Origin of the sequence: Hymenobacter sp. APR13 (assembly GCF_000737515.1) — a bacterium.
Classification (GTDB): domain Bacteria; phylum Bacteroidota; class Bacteroidia; order Cytophagales; family Hymenobacteraceae; genus Hymenobacter.
The window spans coordinates 448068-463201 of record NZ_CP006587.1; the positions used below are offsets into that span (position 1 = coordinate 448068).

Consider the following 15134-nt stretch of genomic DNA (forward strand, 5'->3'; position numbering starts at 1 on the left):
ACTAAAAAGGCCCGTCGAATACTTCGGCGGGCCTTTTTAGTACTAGAGCCCCTCTCTTTGGGAGAGGGGTTGGGGTGAGGCCCTTAGCACTTATAGCTTCCAGCCGACCAGCACGCCGCCGTAGCCGTTGCGGGTGGGCGCGGCTTGGAAGTAGCGGCCGCCGAAGGCGTTGAGGTCGTTGCCGAGGCTGTAGCGGCGGTTAGTGGCGTTGTCGAGGCCGCCGAATACGTCCAGCTCCAGGCGGCCGAGCGTGCGTCGCCAGCCGCCCCGCGTCCCGAATACCCAGTAGCCGGGCGCGGCTTCGGTGTTGGCATCATTGAGGAAGATGCGGGCCTGGTGGCTGGCGGTGGGGCTGAGGTAGAAACCGAGCTGCTGCGTGAAATCGAGGCCGGCGGTGAGCGTGTGCGGGGCGGTGCCGGTGAGGCGGTTGCCGCTGAAATCCTGGCCGCCGCTCTCATAGCTGCCGAAGCGGTAGTGGTTGTAGGCGTAGGTGGCAAAGGCGCGCAGACCGGTTTGCACCTCGGCGCCTGGGGTGCTTGAAGCTTGCAGCTTACGGCTTGAAGCTTTCTGCTCCCACAGCCAGCCGCTCAGGGCTACCTCCAGGCCGCGCTGACGGGTAGTGCCGGCGTTGCGGAACAGGCTGGTGCCCTGGTCGGTGGTGAAAGTGGTGATGGTCTGACGCAGGCGGAAGTCGTAGGCGGCCACGTCGAACTTGAGGCGCTGGCCCAGCAGCGTGCCGCGGGTGCCTACCTCGTAGCTGGTGCCACGCTCGGCCTGCAAATCGGTATTGAGGCTGCCATCGGAGGGGCGGATTTCCTCGGTGGTGGGCGGCGAGAAACCACGGCTTACGCTACCGTACACGGAAATCTGCGGCTTCAGCTCCTTGAGCAGCGCCACCCTTGGCGACACCACCGGCCGGAAGTCGCGCTGCACGGCGTAGCTGGTGGGCGTGCCGGGGCGCGTGGCATCAAGCAGGCGGCGCACGTCGTAGCGCAGGCGGCTGTAGCTGGCGCCGGCGGTCAGCAGGAAGCCAGCCGGCAGCTCGTAGTCGGCCTGCGCAAACAGGAAGCCGGTGCCGGACTTGATTTCGTCGTCGTAGCGCAGCGGGCCGGTTTCGCCGGCGCGGTTCTGGTAGCTACGGCCGCTCAGGAAGCCGACCTGGGTTTCGGCTCCACCCTGCAGGCGCAGCACCCGGCCGGCCAGGCGGCTCTGGTAGCGCAGTGCCACCCGGGCCCCGGTTTCTAGGCGCGTGTTGCGCTCAAAATCCACCAGAAACGGCGTCCGGATGGCGCTGCCGGTGCCGTAGAGCGTGGCCACCGAGCTCAGGCGCGGCGTAAACCGGAACTCGTGGGTGCCGCCCAGCAGCAGGGTGCGCGAGGCGTAGTAAGCGCGCTGGGCCACGGTGCCGGGCGCGGTGGCCGTACTGGGGCGGGCCTGCCGGGGGTCGGCCTGAAACTGGGCGCGGGTGAGGCCGCCGGGCAACTGGTAGTTGATGTCGGAGTAGAGGCCGTGCAGCGCCACGGTCTGGCGGGCCGAGGGCTGAAACTCGCCGTCGAGGGCCAGCACGTCGCGGCGCAGGGCGCTTTGCTGGCGGTAGCCGTCGAGGGTCTGGCGGGCGTACTGGGCGCGCACGTAGCCGGTGGCCGTGCCGCTTTCGGCGGTGGCGGTGTAGCGCCGCAGCCCGAAGCTGCCGGCCGTGAAGCCCACCTGGGCGCGGGCCTGGCCGGCCTCGGGGCGGCGGTTACGCAGCAAAATGGCGCCGCCGGTGCCGGCCCCGTACACGCTGGCGGCGGGGCCTTTCAGCACTTCGAGGCTGCCAATCTGGGCGGGGTCGAGGAGGTTGAGCGGGGTGCTGCCGCTGGCGTCGGTGAATGGCAGGCCTTCGTAGTAGAGCTTCACGTTGCGCACCCCAAACGGCGAGCGGAGCGTGCTGCCCCGCACGCTGAGGCGGTAGCTGGCGGTGGCGCGCTCCTCCAGCCGCACGCCGGGCAGCGTGTTCACGGCCTGCGTAAGGGCCTGCTGCCCGAACCTGTCGAAGTCGGCGGCGCTGAGCACGCCCACGGCGGCGGCGGTGCGGCGCAGCGGCAGCTGCTGGCCGTAGCCCGTGACGGTGGCTTCGGGCAGGGCCACGGCCCGGGTGGTATCGGGCGCGGCGGTTTGGGCAAGTACGGAAACGGGTAGCAGCAACAGCGGCGCGGCGTAGCGGTAAGGCATCGGGCAAGGAAAAGTATCGGTGTTGCTAACCTGAAAAGCGGCCTTAGGGTTGGGCTGAAACTGAATTGGCTGTTGGGGCGCGTTCCTTGATAAGAACGGCGGCGGCACACAACCACACTATGCCCCTGTACGTTCTCGTTCCAAAGCCGTCGGCCGCACAACAGGGTTTGTCGTCGGTTGCACTACCGATTGTGTCAACCGCGCGGCTATTCTAGCTAACTACCTATATTCAACGCCGACTAAGCACCTGTCTATCACCTGCTATGCTACCCGTTAAGCTCTACCTGCCCCGCCGCCGCCACCGGCCGTTGCTGTTCCCGCCGGGATTGCGGACTCGGCATTTTGCTAGCGTCACTCTGGCGGCCGGGCTATTGGTTGCTCTTGCCCATCCGGTTTCAGCCCAGACTATCACCGTGAAAGCCAGCATCAACCCGTTGCTTTCCGTGGAAGAACTGATTCCGTTGTCGGCCGGGCTGGGGCTGGAAGTGGGGCTGACGCCGCGCTCTGCCTTGCAGGTAGTGGGCAGCTACCGCCACTTTCGGGCGCAGGACCAGGAGCCGGATAGCGGCCCTAAACTGTACGTTGATTATCGATACTACTTCGCTGCGGAAAAGCCCCAAACGGGTTTCTTTGCTGGCCCTTTCGTAGGGGCGGGCCGGTTAAAGCTAGGGTTGGGGGATGACCCTCCACCCGGTGCGACGCGCGGCAAACTCACTGAAAAAGAAGCAGGGGTGCTGTTCGGCTATCAGCAGCTTTTTTCGCGGCTGACGCTGGAGGCCTTTGCCGGCCCGGCCTATCGGTGGGAAACAACCCGTAACGCTAACTATGCTACCAGCAGAACAGATTTCCTCTGGCTACGGGCAGGTGTTACGCTAGGCATGCGCGTAAAGCAGTGACCTGACCAAGATTCTGCCGCATATGCTACCCGTTAACCTCCACCTACCCCGCCGCCACCGCCGGCCGCTACTGTTCCCGCCGGGCCTGCTGGCCCTGGCATGGCTGCTGTGGCTGGGCTGCGTGGCGCTGCCGCAGATGCGGGGCATGGAAAAGCCGCAGGGAATTCTGCAGGTGACGATGCGCCCACTTCACACGTCCGAATATTGGCAGTTCGTTCCTCCTGTTTATTCCTCAGAACTGCAGTTGGCACAGTTTCGCCAGTGGCAGTCAACTGGTTTTTCCGGCAACCCGCTGGTTGATTATTTCGGTTATCAGCAAAGCCAAATCTATGCAGAACGGTTGCACGCTGACTCAACCTACCAATCAGGGCTTAAAATCTCATTTGATTCCGGTGCAACTTATGCGAGCTTGGTTTCGGCCATTGACCTGTTGAATGTGAATAACATTACTACATGGTGGCTCGATTTCCAGCCACGTTCCACTACACTATATGCCTTCAAAAACAAGCCTATCCCAGACCCAGGTCAATTCTTCTGTGGCACTGGCTATTACAGCAGGCATATACCTGAATCATACGCGCCCTTTTCTTTTCCACTGGCCGAGTTACTAGCTCCCGACTGGCGCAATTCCACGATGCTGTTGCTGCTGATGGCGCTGCTGTCTACCGTGCGGCTGGGGCGGCGCTGGCGGCTGGGATGAAAGCCGGGCTGTAACCCCGGCCCGCGAATGGGAGTTGAATAGGGACTATCCTTCCTTTCGACTTTCCATGACCAAAGCCCCACTCCTGCTCGCTACGGCCCTATTTGCCGGCCTCAGCTCCGCCACGGCCCAGAACGTGCCGCCCGAGGCCACGCCGTTTCAGATGACGGGCAACATCTACCTGCCCAAGAAGCTGCCCGCCACGCCCGAGCGGGTGGCCTCGCTGAAAGTGCCGGCCGGCTTCACGGTCAGCAAATACGCCGAGGGCCTCGACGCGCCGCGCATGCTGGCCCAGGCCCCCAACGGCGACCTGTACGTGAGCAACCGCGTGAAAGGCACCGTGACCTTGCTGCGCGATGCCAACAAAGACGGCAAAGTGGAGCTCACGCAGCAGGTGGCCCAGAAGCCGCACCTGCACGGCCTCGCCCTCCGGGACGGCAAGCTCTACATGGCCGCCGTGCGCGAGCTGTATGTGGCCGACGTGAAGCCCGACGGCACGCTGGGCGAGCTGAAAACGCTCTACTCCGACCTGCCCGACGCCGGCCAGCACGCCAACCGCACCCTGCAGTTCGGGCCCGACGGCCAGCTCTACCTCTCGGTGGGCAGCACCTGCAACGCCTGCGACGAAGACAACCCCGAAAGCGCCACCCTGCTGCAGGTGAACACCGACGGCTCGGGCCGCCGCATCTTCGCCACCGGCCTGCGCAACACCATCGGTTTTGACTGGCATCCGACTACGAAAGCCTTGTTCGGCATGGACCACGGCATCGACTGGCTCGGCGACGAAACCCAGCAGGAAGAGTTCAACCAGCTCAAGCAGGGCGCCAACTACGGCTGGCCGTCCATTATCGCCGACGGCAAGCCCTACCCGGCCAACAAGCCCAAAAGCGGCGAGTCGTATGAGCAGTTTGATGCCAAAGCCGTGCGCCCGCTGCTGCTCTACAAGGCCCACTCGGCGCCGCTGGGGCTGGTGTTCAACCGCAGCCAGCAGCTGCCCGCCGACTACCGGAACAGCGCCTTCGTGACCATGCACGGCTCCTGGAACCGCGCCCAGCCCTCGGGCTACAAAATCGTGCGGGTGCGCTTCAACGAGCAGGGCCAGCCCCAGCAGTTCGAGGATTTCGCCACGGGCTGGCTGGTGGAAAACGACAAGTCGCAGTTCGGCCGGCCCTGCGCCATCGTGCAGGCTGCGGATGGCGCGCTGCTGGTATCCGACGACGACAACGGCGTGATTTACCGCATTGCGTACGCTGCCGGCAAGCCCGCCAAGAAAGAGAAAAAGCGCGGGTAGGGTTGTAGCTGCTAGGCTAAAGTATTGCGCTGGGATACGTGGCTACGCCCCCAACTTGCGCAAGGCCAGCAGACACAGCGCCACAGAGCCGGAAACACAGATTTCGCCGCGCAGGACCTTGCCTTCCACCTCCGCCAGCGGCACCAGCACGACTTCGATATTTTCGGTTTCGTCGAGGTGCTGGGCGGCTACCAGCTGCACGGGCCGGGCGAGGAAAAAGGAAATGCTGTTAGTGTCTTTGGTAGGGTTGTCGAACACGTCGAGCAGCGGCTCTACCGTGTCGGCGGCGTAGCCGGTTTCTTCCAGCAGTTCGCGGCGTGCAGCATCCAGCGGTGCTGCTTCGCCTTCATCTACCACGCCGCCGGGCAGCTCCAGCAGGATGCGGCCGGCGGCGTGTTTGTATTGGCGCACGAACACCACCTGCCCGTCGGCGGTGAGCGGGAACACCAGCACCACGTGGGGCCGGACGCTCACGAAGTAGTCGTCGAGGACCTGGCCGCCGGGCAGCTGCACTTCGTCGCGGCGCAGCTTGTACCAGGGGTGGTTGAATACCAGCTCGGAGTGCAGCGTTTTCCAGGGTTCGAGGGGCTTTTTCATGGGCAGAAGGCTAACGCTACGGCTGATTCAACGGCCGCAAGATACCAACGGCCGTATGGTAGTGCCATATTTACTGCCCTGCCCGCATACTTCCGTTCGGCTTCCGCCCCGCCCAATCTGCCTGCCATGCCTGCCCTCGCCCCCGACCTCCGCAAAGCCCTACTGGCCCTGCCCCAGAAAGAAAAAGACCAGCTTCTCACGCGCCTCGTAGCCCAGGATGCCGTGCTGGTGGAGCAGCTCAGCTACCGCCTGCTGGAACTCGACGACGACACCGACGCCCTGGAAACCCGCCGCCAGCGCCTGCGCACCCAGGTAGACGACCCCGTGCGAGGCTACCACCAAACCCCCAACGACCTGCTCCACATTGTGCGCCAGCTGCAGACCCGCCTAGCGTATCATGCCAAAATAACGGGGGATACTTTCGGCGAGATTGAGCTGACCCTGCGGCTGCTGGGCAACGTGCTGCGCCACCAGCCCGAAGCCGTGGCGCGCCTGCATGGCCCCACCCAGCCGCTGCTGCAGCACCTGGCGCGCCGCACCCACGAGGTGCTGCGCCAGACCACCAAGCTCCACCCCGACTACCTCACCGAGCTGGAGCCGGCCCTCAATGACGTGCTGGCGCTGCTCTACGCCTCCGCCGCCGCGCCCCTGGCCCGGGAGCTGGGCGTGCCGGTGGCAATTAAAAATTGAGAATGGGGCTGTCATCATCAGCCTGACGGTTCGCCTCACCCCCCGGCCCCCTCTCCCGTGGAGAGGGGGCCGGGGGGTGAGGCGGCACGCGGGAGCAACTCTGCCCTACTCCAGCGCCCGGAACACGATGGGTAGCGTGTAGGCCACGCGCACGGGCTGGCCGGCTACGCGGCCGGGCGTCCACCACGGCATGATGCGCACCAGGCGCAGGGCCTCCTCGTCGAGGCCGCTGCCCAGGCCGCGCACCACTTTGGGGTCGAGGATGTGGCCCTGCTCATCCACCACGAAGCTGACGTGCACCTTGCCCGACAGATTGCGCCGCAGCGCCTCCTCCGGGTAGCGCAGCTTCTGGCGCAGAAACTGCTGAAACGCCGGCGCGCCACCGGGAAAGGCCGGCATTTCGTCGGCGGCGTGGTAGAGCAGCGGTGCTGCCGATGCGGCAGGTGCGGCGGGGCTGGCGCCGGAATCAGTGAGGGCGGTGGGGCTGGCCGACGCAGCCGGGCCGGCGAGGCTGGTATCGGAATCGGTGAGGGCGGCAGTGGCGGCGGTTTGGGCGGCCATCAGGCGGGGCATCAGGAGCAGAAGTACAAGCGTAACAAGACGAAGCATAAGCAGCTGAGCATATAGTGAAATGTGCGCAAAGCTAGGTCGCGGCCCAGGCGCCCCGGTAACGCCAGTATTATGCTTGCGTTGCGCTTATGTTGGTAACATGGGCTGTATCCTTTCGGGGCCGAAAGCTGTATCTTGAGAAGAACCTTCCTGCTCACTTCACTGCTACTGCTATGTCGACGCTGCCCTCCCCCGAACACGTACGCCCCCCGCAGAACCTGTCCGATGCCTCGCTCCGGCAGGCTCTCACGGAGCTGGAAAGCAAAATCCAGACGCTGCGCAACCGCGCCCACGCCACCACGGCCGGCGCACCCCACACCTACCACGAGCACATTGCCAGCCTCGAAGCCAAGCGCCACAAGCTGCAGGAGCGCCTCGGCACCGCCCCCACCACGCCGGACGGCCACACCACAGCATCCAGCTCCGACCGCAGCGCCTGGGATGAAATCTGGCAGGGCATCGAAAACCTGCGCCAGGACCTGCGCAACATCATTTAGAAGTTGCTGTGGAGACGCAATACTTTGCGTCTCGTCGCTGAACGGCCGGAACCGCTCCGTTTGAGCAACATCAGCAACGACGAGACGCAAAGTATTGCGTCTCTACATCGTTCTGATAGCCAAAACCTAACTACCTGTTACGCACTGGCCGCAGAATGCACAACGCTCGAATGAGAAGGAAAAAGACCTGCCCATCAGCAGGTCTTTTTTTGTGTGCGCAGACTCATGCCCCGGTCCGACGCCGCAGGCATCCGGCCGGTTGCCGCGTGCTGACGTTGCGGAGGTTCGGGCCGAGCGGCGCGTCCGGCCCGACACCGCGTCCGGCCCGACACCGCGGCCGGCTGGGGCAGAATCGGGCTGCCATTCAATCGGCAAAACCCGCAGCTCAGCCGCCGGATTTACCGTTCGCTGAAAAGTGGTTTCAGAAGGCAGAAAGCGCGGCTAGGTTTAAAGCAGAAATCAACTTCCAACCCTTCTTTCCTGCTTCGCTATGAACCTGACCGCCCGCCTCCGCCCTATCTGCCTCGCCCTGCTGATGGCCGCTTCCACCGCCACTGAAACGGCCGTTGCCGCCGCGCCGGCAGTAGCCGCTGCCGCCAGCGCCGCCGCCGACAACCCCGCCACCCACCCCAACTTCACGGTGCGGGTGGTGGGCAAGGGCCGCCCCATGCTGCTAATTCCGGGCCTCACCTGCCCCGGCGCCGTCTGGGACGAAACCGTGGCCCGCTACCAGCGCCAGTACCAGTGCCACATCATCAGCCTGGCTGGCTTTGGCGGCAACGCGGCTCCGGCTTCTACTGATAAGCTGCTGCAGAACGTGCGCGACCAGCTGCTGGCCTACATCAAAACCCAGCAGCTGAACAAGCCCATGGTGGTGGGCCACAGCCTGGGCGGCTTTATGGGCCTGTGGCTGAGCGCCACCCAGCCCGAGGCCGTGGGCCCGCTGGTGATTGTGGATTCGCTGCCGTTCCTGGCGGCCGTGCAGAACCCCGCCCAGACCGTGGAAGGCGCCCGGCCCATGGCCGAAGGCATGCGCAAGCAAATGGCCGCCGGCCAGATGACGATGGCCGCCGCCCGCCAGATGAGCGCCACCATGATGCAGGACACTGCCCACATCACCCAAACAGCCCGCTGGAGCGTGGCCTCCAACCCCGCCACCGTGGCCCAGGCCATGTACGACCTGTTCACGACGGACTTGCGCCAGGACATTGCCCGGGTGCAGCAGCCGGTGCTGGTGCTGGGCGCCTGGGCGGCCTACAAGCCCTACGGTTCCACTAAGGAAAGCACCCGCGCCGTATTCGAGCAACAGTACGCCCGCCTGCCCCAGCACCGCATCGAAATGTCGGAGGCCGGCCGCCACTTCCTGATGTACGACGACACGCAGTGGTTTTTTCAGCAAACCGACGCTTTTTTGCAGCAGCATTACGTGGCTAAAAAGTAACGTCCTGCCGCCGCCCGGCTCCTACCATCTGCTGCCTCTTTCCTTCTCACTCTTCCTAACCCTGTTTTCCGCTACCTGACTATGTTATCCGCCCAGGAATTTACCGCGCTCAAGCTGGAGCTCTCCGTGAAAGCCAAAAACGGCCTCGACTTTATTGTGGCCGCCAGCGTGGTGTGGACCGCCATTACGGCGGTGTGGCTGCTGCCGTACACCGTCGGCACTAAAAGCTTCCTCACGTTTTGTGTGGGCGCGCTTGTCCTGCCGCTGGCCTGGCTGCTGTCGAAAGTGTTTCGCACCACCTGGGTGCTGCCTCACAACCCGCTGCAGCCGCTGGGGCTGTGGCTGAACTTCGCGCAGCTGTTTTACTTCCCCTTCCTGATTTTCATCTATACCCGCTACCCGCAGCACTTTATCATGACCTACGGCATCATCACGGGGGCGCATTTCTTCCCGTATGCCTGGCTGTACAGCGCCCGGCCCTACGCCATCATGGCCGGCATTATTCCGGTGGGCTGCCTGGTGCTGGGGCTGCAGCTGGCCACGTCTGCGCTGTACCTGATTCCGCTTTTCATCACCGGGGCTCTGCTGGTGCTGGGCGCTTTGCTGGTGCCTGCTTACCGGCACAGCAAACAGGCGGCCCTTTCCCTGGCGGAGCTGCCAGCAGCTTAGGCAGACACTCTTATGACTACGTTTTCCTACGCCTCCGCCCCGGCCCCGAGCCGGCTGTACTGGCGCCTGCAGCTGCTGGGCTGGAGCCTGTACTTTGTATTCAACGTAGTGCTGTTTTCCGTCTTCGGACGGTTTTCCGGCGAGCTGGTACTGATTACCACGGCCATTGTGCTGCCCGTGATGGGGTTGTCGCACGCCTTGCGCTACCATATCCGAGCCAACGGCTGGGAGCTGCTGCCGCCGCTGCCACTGCTGGGGCGCCTGCTCGTGACCAATGCGCTGCTGTCGGTGCTGAGCCAGGTTATCATCTGGGCGTTGCTGATCTGGGTGGTGAAACCCAGCCCTGATGGGCGGCCGCACGGCTGGGCGCAGTTTATGGGCTACTCGCTCAACGTCAACTTTATGCTGTGGCTCTGGGCCGGCTTCTATTTCGGCTGGCACTTTTTCCACCGCTACAAGCAGGCCGAAGTGGACAAGTGGCGGCTGGCGGCGGCCGTGCGGGAAGCCGAGATGCGCACCCTCAAGGCCCAGATCAACCCGCATTTCCTGTTCAACGGCCTCAACAACATCCGGGCGCTGGTGATGGAAGACCCCACCCGCGCCCGCACCATGATGACCCACCTCTCCGACCTGCTGCGCTACTCCATCCAGCTCAGCGCGGCCGAGCAGGTGCCGCTGGGCCGCGAGCTGGAGATTGTGGAGCACTACCTGCAGCTGGAAGCTCTGCAGCTGGAGGAGCGCCTCACCTACGCTCTCGACGTGGACCCGGCAGCCGAACAGGTGCTTGTTCCGCCCATGACGCTGCAGCTGCTCGTCGAAAACGCCATCAAGCACGGCCTGGCCCCGCGGCCCGAAGGCGGCAGCATCAAGCTCACAGCCCAGCTCGACGGCGCCGGGCAGCTGCACGTAAGCATCCGCAACACGGGCCGCTACCAGCCCCGCCCCGGCCACGACGGCGTGGGGGTGCGCAACGCCCGCGAGCGGCTGGCCCTGCTATTCGGCCCCGCCGCCCACCTCGACATCGGCAACCACCCCACCGAGCCCGACACCGTGGTAGCCCACCTGCGCCTGCCGGTGCGGGCCGAAGCGCTGCCCGCAGCTCTCCGCTAACGCCAACATCCATTCCCCTCATACCTCCATCACCCCATCACCTCATCCCCCAATTCCCTTGGACGTTCTGCTCGTTGACGACTCGCGGCTGGCCCGCACCGAACTGCGCCACCTGCTGCAGGCCTTCCCCGACGTGACCGTGGTAGGCGAAGCCCGCCACGCCGCCGAGGCCCGCACCCGCCTGCAGGAGCTGCGCCCCGACTTGCTGCTGCTCGACATCCACATGCCCGGCGAAACCGGCTTCGAGCTGCTGGCCTCGCTGGAAGCCGCCCCGCACGTCGTCTTCACCACCGCCTACGACGAGTACGCGCTGCGGGCTTTCGAGGTAAATGCCCTGGATTATCTGCTCAAACCGGTGCAGGAGCACCGCCTGGCCGCCGCCCTGGAAAAAGCCCGCACCAAGCTGCTGCCTCCGGCCGATGCGCCCACCCTGCCCGCCCCGGCTGCCACTACCGCTGCCCCCGAGCCAGCTACCACCCTGCTCACCGAGCACGACCAAGTGTTTGTGAAGGATGGCGAGCGGTGCTGGTTTGTGCGGCTGGCTGATATCCGGCTGTTTGAAATCAACGGCAGCTACACCCAGATCTACTTCGAGCAGCACCGCCCCCTGATTCCGCGCACCCTGCAACACCTGGAGCAGCGCCTCGACCCGCGCGTGTTCTTCCGGGCCAACCGCCAGCAAATCATCAACCTGAAATGGATTGAAGGCATCGAGCCCTGGTTCAGCAGCACCCTCAAGATCCGGCTGCGGGGCGGCCCGGAGGTGGAGGTGTCGCGGCAGCAGTCGGTGCGGTTTCGCGAACTACTTAGCCTATAGCATAATACAGGGAAACTGTATCTTTTTACAGATGACGTTAGTACACGGAGAAGTACCATTTACCTCGTCTACTGCCATGAAAGCACTTTTTCCCATACTTGCCCTTGCTACCCTTATCGGCCTCGGCTCCTGCGCGCAGGACCGCACCGCCCAAAACGCCAACCCGCGCGGCTACGGCACGGTGAAGATAAAGTCTGAGCGCCGCGGCAACAACAAGGCCCGGTTCCGCAAAGAGCGTAATCCCATTGATTTGGGCATCGACCTGTCGCCCCGAAAGCCTACGCAATACGAAACCGTGAAAGCGCCCAAGAAATACAAATACAGTAAAGTGGGCTGGTAAGCTGCAAATGCTTTCCTACCAGCAAGGCCCTGCCGTACCATACGGCAGGGCCTTGCTGGTTTTACGGACTAAGTACAATACCTGATAAGGCGCTTACAACGCTGACCAGGTAGCCAGATCGGCTGCTCTACCAAGCCTGTGTCCATTTGCACTAAAGCAGGAAAACCAATTGTCCACGCCACATTCGCAGCATTGATGGCGAATTTCAGATTGTTGATCGAAAACGCTACCCAGAACTGCGGTGGCGCCTCCCGAAAGCGGTAGATTTACAGAAACCGACGATCTATCTGCGTGCTGTTTCCGCACATCCGAAGGCCACGCAGCTTCGTTTATGCCTTTACCTGTTTTACGCTGACTTTCTTTTCGTTTATGCCTTCATTTCTACGACTTTATCCTTTATTGGCCTTGTTACTGGGGGCCCCGGTAGCTTGGGCGCAAACGGCTGGCGCTCCTTTTGCCGCGGCCGCGCCGGAGGCAGTCGTTCAGCCGGGCCTGTTGGTATTCAAGCTGAAGCCCGAATACCGGGCCCAGGCGCACCCGGGCCGCGTAGCCGTGCCGCAGCTGGAAGCTACTTTGCGCCGCCTCGGGGCGTTGCGCCTGGTGCAGAAGTTTCCGAACGCGCTGCCGCCCGACCCAAAGAATCCGGAAGCCGTAGATCTGCGCCTAGTGTACCAGGTGTGGCTGCCGGCCACCACCGTGCTGCCCAAGGCCCAGTTGGCCCTTCGCCAGACTGGTGTTCTGGCGTACGTGGAGCCGCTCTATTACCGCGCGCCGCTCTACCAGCCCAACGACCCTCTGGCCGACTCCACCAATGCCAGCGGCCAGTATCACCTGCGCAACATCCGCGCCTACCAGGCCTGGGACGTGACAAAGGGCGACTCCAGCGTGCTCATCGGCATCACCGACACCGGTTTCCGGCTTTCGCACGAGGACCTCAACGGGCAGTGGCAGCGCAACCGCCAGGACCCGCCCGACGGCCTCGACAACGACAACGACGGCTACGTGGACAACTACCGCGGCTGGGACTTGGCTGACAACGACAACAATCCCTCGTCTGACTCCTACCAACAGCCTCGGCACGGCGTCCATTCGGCCGGGGCCGCCGCCGCCCGCCCCGATAACAGCCGCGGCGTGGCTGGCGCCGGCTTCAACTGCCGCTTTCTGCCCCTGAAAATCTACCCCAGCACGCCCGGGGGCAGCTTCGCGGGCTATGAGGCCATCGTGTACGCCGCCGACCACGGATGCAAGGTCATCAACATGAGCTGGGGAGCCGCCGGGGGCCGCTCGCAGTTCGAGCAGGACGCCATTACCTACGCGGCCGTCAACCGCGACGCCGTGGTAGTGGCCTCGGCCGGCAACACCAACGCCGAGCTGGATTTCTACCCCGCCTCCTACGAGCACGTGCTGTCGGTGGGCGCCTCCAACCGCTCCGATGGAAAGGCCCGCTACGCCACTTACAGCCACCGCCTCGACCTGGTGGCCCCTGGCGACGACGTGCTGACCGTGTGGGGCGACACCGACACCGACTACATTCCGGCCACCGGCTCGTCGTTTTCGGCGCCGCTGGTGGCGGGCGCGGCCGGGTTGGTGCGGGCCCGCTTTCCGCAGTTCACGGCCGCCCAGGTGCGGGCCCAGCTGCGCCGCACCGCTGACAACATTGATGCCCTGCCTGCCAATGCCGCTTACATTGGCAAGCTGGGCACCGGCCGCCTGAACATGCTGCGAGCCGTGCGCGCCAACGATCAGCGCGCCGTACGTCTTACTCAGCGCGTGTTCAGCCCGGCCCAAAGCGCCTACCAGCCCGCCGATACCATCCGGCTGGCTGTAGAAGTGCAGAACCTTCTGCTACCAGTCCAGAACCTGACTCTCACCATCACGTCCCTGTCACCTTACCTAACGGTGCGGCAGGGCACGTTTGCCGCCGGTGCGCTGGCCACGCTGGCCCGCACCGCCAATACGGCGGCCCCGTTTCGGTTAGCAGTGGCGGCGGCAGTGCCGCTGAATACCCGCGCCGTGCTGCGGTATCACTTCGAGGATGCAGCCACCGGCTATGAGGAAGACCAGTACAGCACTGTGCTGCTTAGCCCCGACTTCGTGGTGCTTAATGCTGGCGACCTAGCCCTTACCCTCACCAGCCGGGGCAGCCTTGGCTACGACGGTATTGGGTCTGACTTAGGCGAGGGAGTGACGTACCGAGGCGGCGCGCCGCTACTCTACGAAGGCGGCCTGCTGCTGGCCACCGGACCCAACCGCGTTTCCAGCCGCCTCCGCAACGAGCGGAACGTAGCCGACACCGACTTCTTCCGCCTGACTCAGGCCGCCCTGCGCCGCCAGCCTCTTCGCGCCGACCAAGAAGCCAGCAATATCCTGCAGGATTCCCTGCCCTCGGCCACCCGCAACCGCACCGTGGGCGTGCAGGTGCGCCAGCGCGGCTACGCCTGGGCGCAGGGCCCGCACCGCGACTACGTGGTGCTGGAATACCAGCTCCACAACGTCACACCCGATACGCTGAAGCCGCTGTACACGGGCCTGTTCATGGATTGGGACGTGGTACCGGAGTATGCCCGCAACGTGGTGGCCTGGGACTCGGTGCGCCATCTCAGTTACGCCTACGACGCTGGCAGCCCGGACGTATATGTGGGCCTGAAGTGGCTGCGTGGGGGCACCGCCACCACCTACGCCCTCAACGTGAATGCGCCAGCCGGCAGCCCGGTACAGCTGTCCAACGGCTTCAGCCGCCCTGAGAAGTACCTCACGCTTAGCAGCGGCACCCGCCAACGCAGCACCGGCCTGCCCGCCGGCACCGACATAGCGCACGTGCTTGGGGCCGCCCTGCCCCGCCTTGCCCCCGCCGATTCGGCCGTGGTGGCGTTTGCGGTGCTGGCCGCTCCCACTTTGGCGCAGCTACAGGCCGCTGCCGATGCCGCTCAGATCCGCTACAACCAGCTGCTGCCCATTCGCCCGGCTCTGGCCGCCGGCGCCTGGCAGCTTTATCCGAACCCAACTTCCGGGCGGGTACGGCTGGAAATACCTGCCAGCTTCGGTGGCTACCAAGCTCAACTGCTCAATCCGTTGGGCCAGCTGGTCCGCCTGTTCAGCCTCAATAGTACCATCACCGAGTTGGATGCTAGTGGCCTGCCGGCTGGCCTGTATGTCTTGCGAGTACAAGGAGACACAGGCCAAGTAACCCGGCAACTGCTGGTACGGCCCTAACCGACTTCATCAGGTTGTTGACAGCTGATTTTTCGGCATCATATTCCACT

At 64.2% G+C, this 15134-nt stretch carries 14 protein-coding genes; 11 read left to right on the forward strand and 3 right to left on the reverse strand.

Features of this window, described 5'->3' with window-relative positions; all coding sequences use genetic code 11:
• Positions 1-90 precede the first annotated feature (90 nt).
• Positions 91-2214 carry a TonB-dependent receptor family protein gene (locus tag N008_RS01840; protein ID WP_052381086.1) on the reverse strand — a complete coding sequence of 708 codons (2124 nt, stop codon included), beginning with the start codon at positions 2212-2214 and terminating at the stop codon, positions 91-93.
• A gap of 263 nt (positions 2215-2477) precedes the next feature.
• Here N008_RS01840 and N008_RS01845 point away from each other — a divergent pair, with 263 nt between their 5' ends.
• From N008_RS01845 to N008_RS01855, 3 genes are all read left to right on the forward strand, one after another.
• Positions 2478-3110 carry a DUF3575 domain-containing protein gene (locus tag N008_RS01845; protein ID WP_081910553.1) on the forward strand — a complete coding sequence of 211 codons (633 nt, stop codon included), beginning with the start codon at positions 2478-2480 and terminating at the stop codon, positions 3108-3110.
• A gap of 22 nt (positions 3111-3132) precedes the next feature.
• On the forward strand, positions 3133-3810 hold the full coding sequence (locus tag N008_RS01850) for a hypothetical protein (RefSeq protein WP_044013308.1): 678 nt from the start codon (positions 3133-3135) through the stop codon (positions 3808-3810).
• A 67-nt stretch (positions 3811-3877) separates the two neighbouring features.
• Positions 3878-5101: a PQQ-dependent sugar dehydrogenase gene (locus N008_RS01855; protein WP_044013310.1), complete on the forward strand. Its 1224-nt coding sequence runs from the start codon at positions 3878-3880 to the stop codon at positions 5099-5101.
• A gap of 42 nt (positions 5102-5143) precedes the next feature.
• Here N008_RS01855 and N008_RS01860 read toward each other — a convergent pair whose 3' ends face one another.
• Positions 5144-5698 (reverse strand): NUDIX hydrolase, encoded by a 555-nt coding sequence (locus N008_RS01860; RefSeq protein WP_044013312.1) that lies wholly within the window; start codon positions 5696-5698, stop codon positions 5144-5146.
• Between the two features lie 126 nt (positions 5699-5824).
• Here N008_RS01860 and N008_RS01865 point away from each other — a divergent pair, with 126 nt between their 5' ends.
• Entirely contained in the window at positions 5825-6388 is a 564-nt protein-coding gene (locus N008_RS01865) for a hypothetical protein (RefSeq protein WP_044013314.1), read from the forward strand.
• A gap of 105 nt (positions 6389-6493) precedes the next feature.
• Here N008_RS01865 and N008_RS01870 read toward each other — a convergent pair whose 3' ends face one another.
• A complete protein-coding gene (locus tag N008_RS01870) occupies positions 6494-6997 on the reverse strand; it encodes an energy transducer TonB (protein ID WP_081910554.1) in 504 nt (167 codons plus the stop codon).
• Positions 6998-7170: 173 nt separating this feature from the next.
• Here N008_RS01870 and N008_RS21205 point away from each other — a divergent pair, with 173 nt between their 5' ends.
• The 7 genes from N008_RS21205 (at position 7171) to N008_RS01905 (ending at position 15084) form a co-directional block, all read left to right on the forward strand.
• Entirely contained in the window at positions 7171-7494 is a 324-nt protein-coding gene (locus N008_RS21205) for a hypothetical protein (RefSeq protein WP_052381089.1), read from the forward strand.
• Between the two features lie 490 nt (positions 7495-7984).
• A complete protein-coding gene (locus N008_RS01880) occupies positions 7985-8935 on the forward strand; it encodes an alpha/beta fold hydrolase (protein ID WP_052381090.1) in 951 nt (316 codons plus the stop codon).
• An 81-nt stretch (positions 8936-9016) separates the two neighbouring features.
• Positions 9017-9604: a DUF7010 family protein gene (locus tag N008_RS01885; protein WP_044013316.1), complete on the forward strand. Its 588-nt coding sequence runs from the start codon at positions 9017-9019 to the stop codon at positions 9602-9604.
• 12 nt (positions 9605-9616) lie between these two features.
• Complete coding sequence (locus N008_RS21210) at positions 9617-10714, forward strand: sensor histidine kinase (RefSeq protein ID WP_052381091.1); 1098 nt, start codon at positions 9617-9619, stop codon at positions 10712-10714.
• Between the two features lie 58 nt (positions 10715-10772).
• Positions 10773-11531 (forward strand): LytR/AlgR family response regulator transcription factor, encoded by a 759-nt coding sequence (locus tag N008_RS01895; protein WP_044013318.1) that lies wholly within the window; start codon positions 10773-10775, stop codon positions 11529-11531.
• 76 nt (positions 11532-11607) lie between these two features.
• Positions 11608-11871: a hypothetical protein gene (locus tag N008_RS01900; protein ID WP_044013320.1), complete on the forward strand. Its 264-nt coding sequence runs from the start codon at positions 11608-11610 to the stop codon at positions 11869-11871.
• A gap of 495 nt (positions 11872-12366) precedes the next feature.
• Positions 12367-15084 (forward strand): S8 family peptidase, encoded by a 2718-nt coding sequence (locus N008_RS01905; RefSeq protein ID WP_052381092.1) that lies wholly within the window; start codon positions 12367-12369, stop codon positions 15082-15084.
• Positions 15085-15134 lie beyond the last annotated feature (50 nt).

Excerpts from the sequence above, each read along its gene's own strand:
- N008_RS21205 (WP_052381089.1), top strand. The coding sequence starts at position 7,171 with ATGTCGACGCTGCCCTCCCCCGAACACGTACGCCCCCCGCAGAACCTG.
- N008_RS01880 (WP_052381090.1), top strand. The coding sequence starts at position 7,985 with ATGAACCTGACCGCCCGCCTCCGCCCTATCTGCCTCGCCCTGCTGATG.
- N008_RS01840 (WP_052381086.1), bottom strand. The coding sequence starts at position 2,214 with ATGCCTTACCGCTACGCCGCGCCGCTGTTGCTGCTACCCGTTTCCGTA.
- N008_RS01885 (WP_044013316.1), top strand. The coding sequence starts at position 9,017 with ATGTTATCCGCCCAGGAATTTACCGCGCTCAAGCTGGAGCTCTCCGTG.
- N008_RS01855 (WP_044013310.1), top strand. The coding sequence starts at position 3,878 with ATGACCAAAGCCCCACTCCTGCTCGCTACGGCCCTATTTGCCGGCCTC.
- N008_RS01860 (WP_044013312.1), bottom strand. The coding sequence starts at position 5,698 with ATGAAAAAGCCCCTCGAACCCTGGAAAACGCTGCACTCCGAGCTGGTA.
- N008_RS01870 (WP_081910554.1), bottom strand. The coding sequence starts at position 6,997 with ATGCTTCGTCTTGTTACGCTTGTACTTCTGCTCCTGATGCCCCGCCTG.
- N008_RS21210 (WP_052381091.1), top strand. The coding sequence starts at position 9,617 with ATGACTACGTTTTCCTACGCCTCCGCCCCGGCCCCGAGCCGGCTGTAC.
- N008_RS01865 (WP_044013314.1), top strand. The coding sequence starts at position 5,825 with ATGCCTGCCCTCGCCCCCGACCTCCGCAAAGCCCTACTGGCCCTGCCC.
- N008_RS01900 (WP_044013320.1), top strand. The coding sequence starts at position 11,608 with ATGAAAGCACTTTTTCCCATACTTGCCCTTGCTACCCTTATCGGCCTC.
- N008_RS01845 (WP_081910553.1), top strand. The coding sequence starts at position 2,478 with ATGCTACCCGTTAAGCTCTACCTGCCCCGCCGCCGCCACCGGCCGTTG.
- N008_RS01850 (WP_044013308.1), top strand. The coding sequence starts at position 3,133 with ATGCTACCCGTTAACCTCCACCTACCCCGCCGCCACCGCCGGCCGCTA.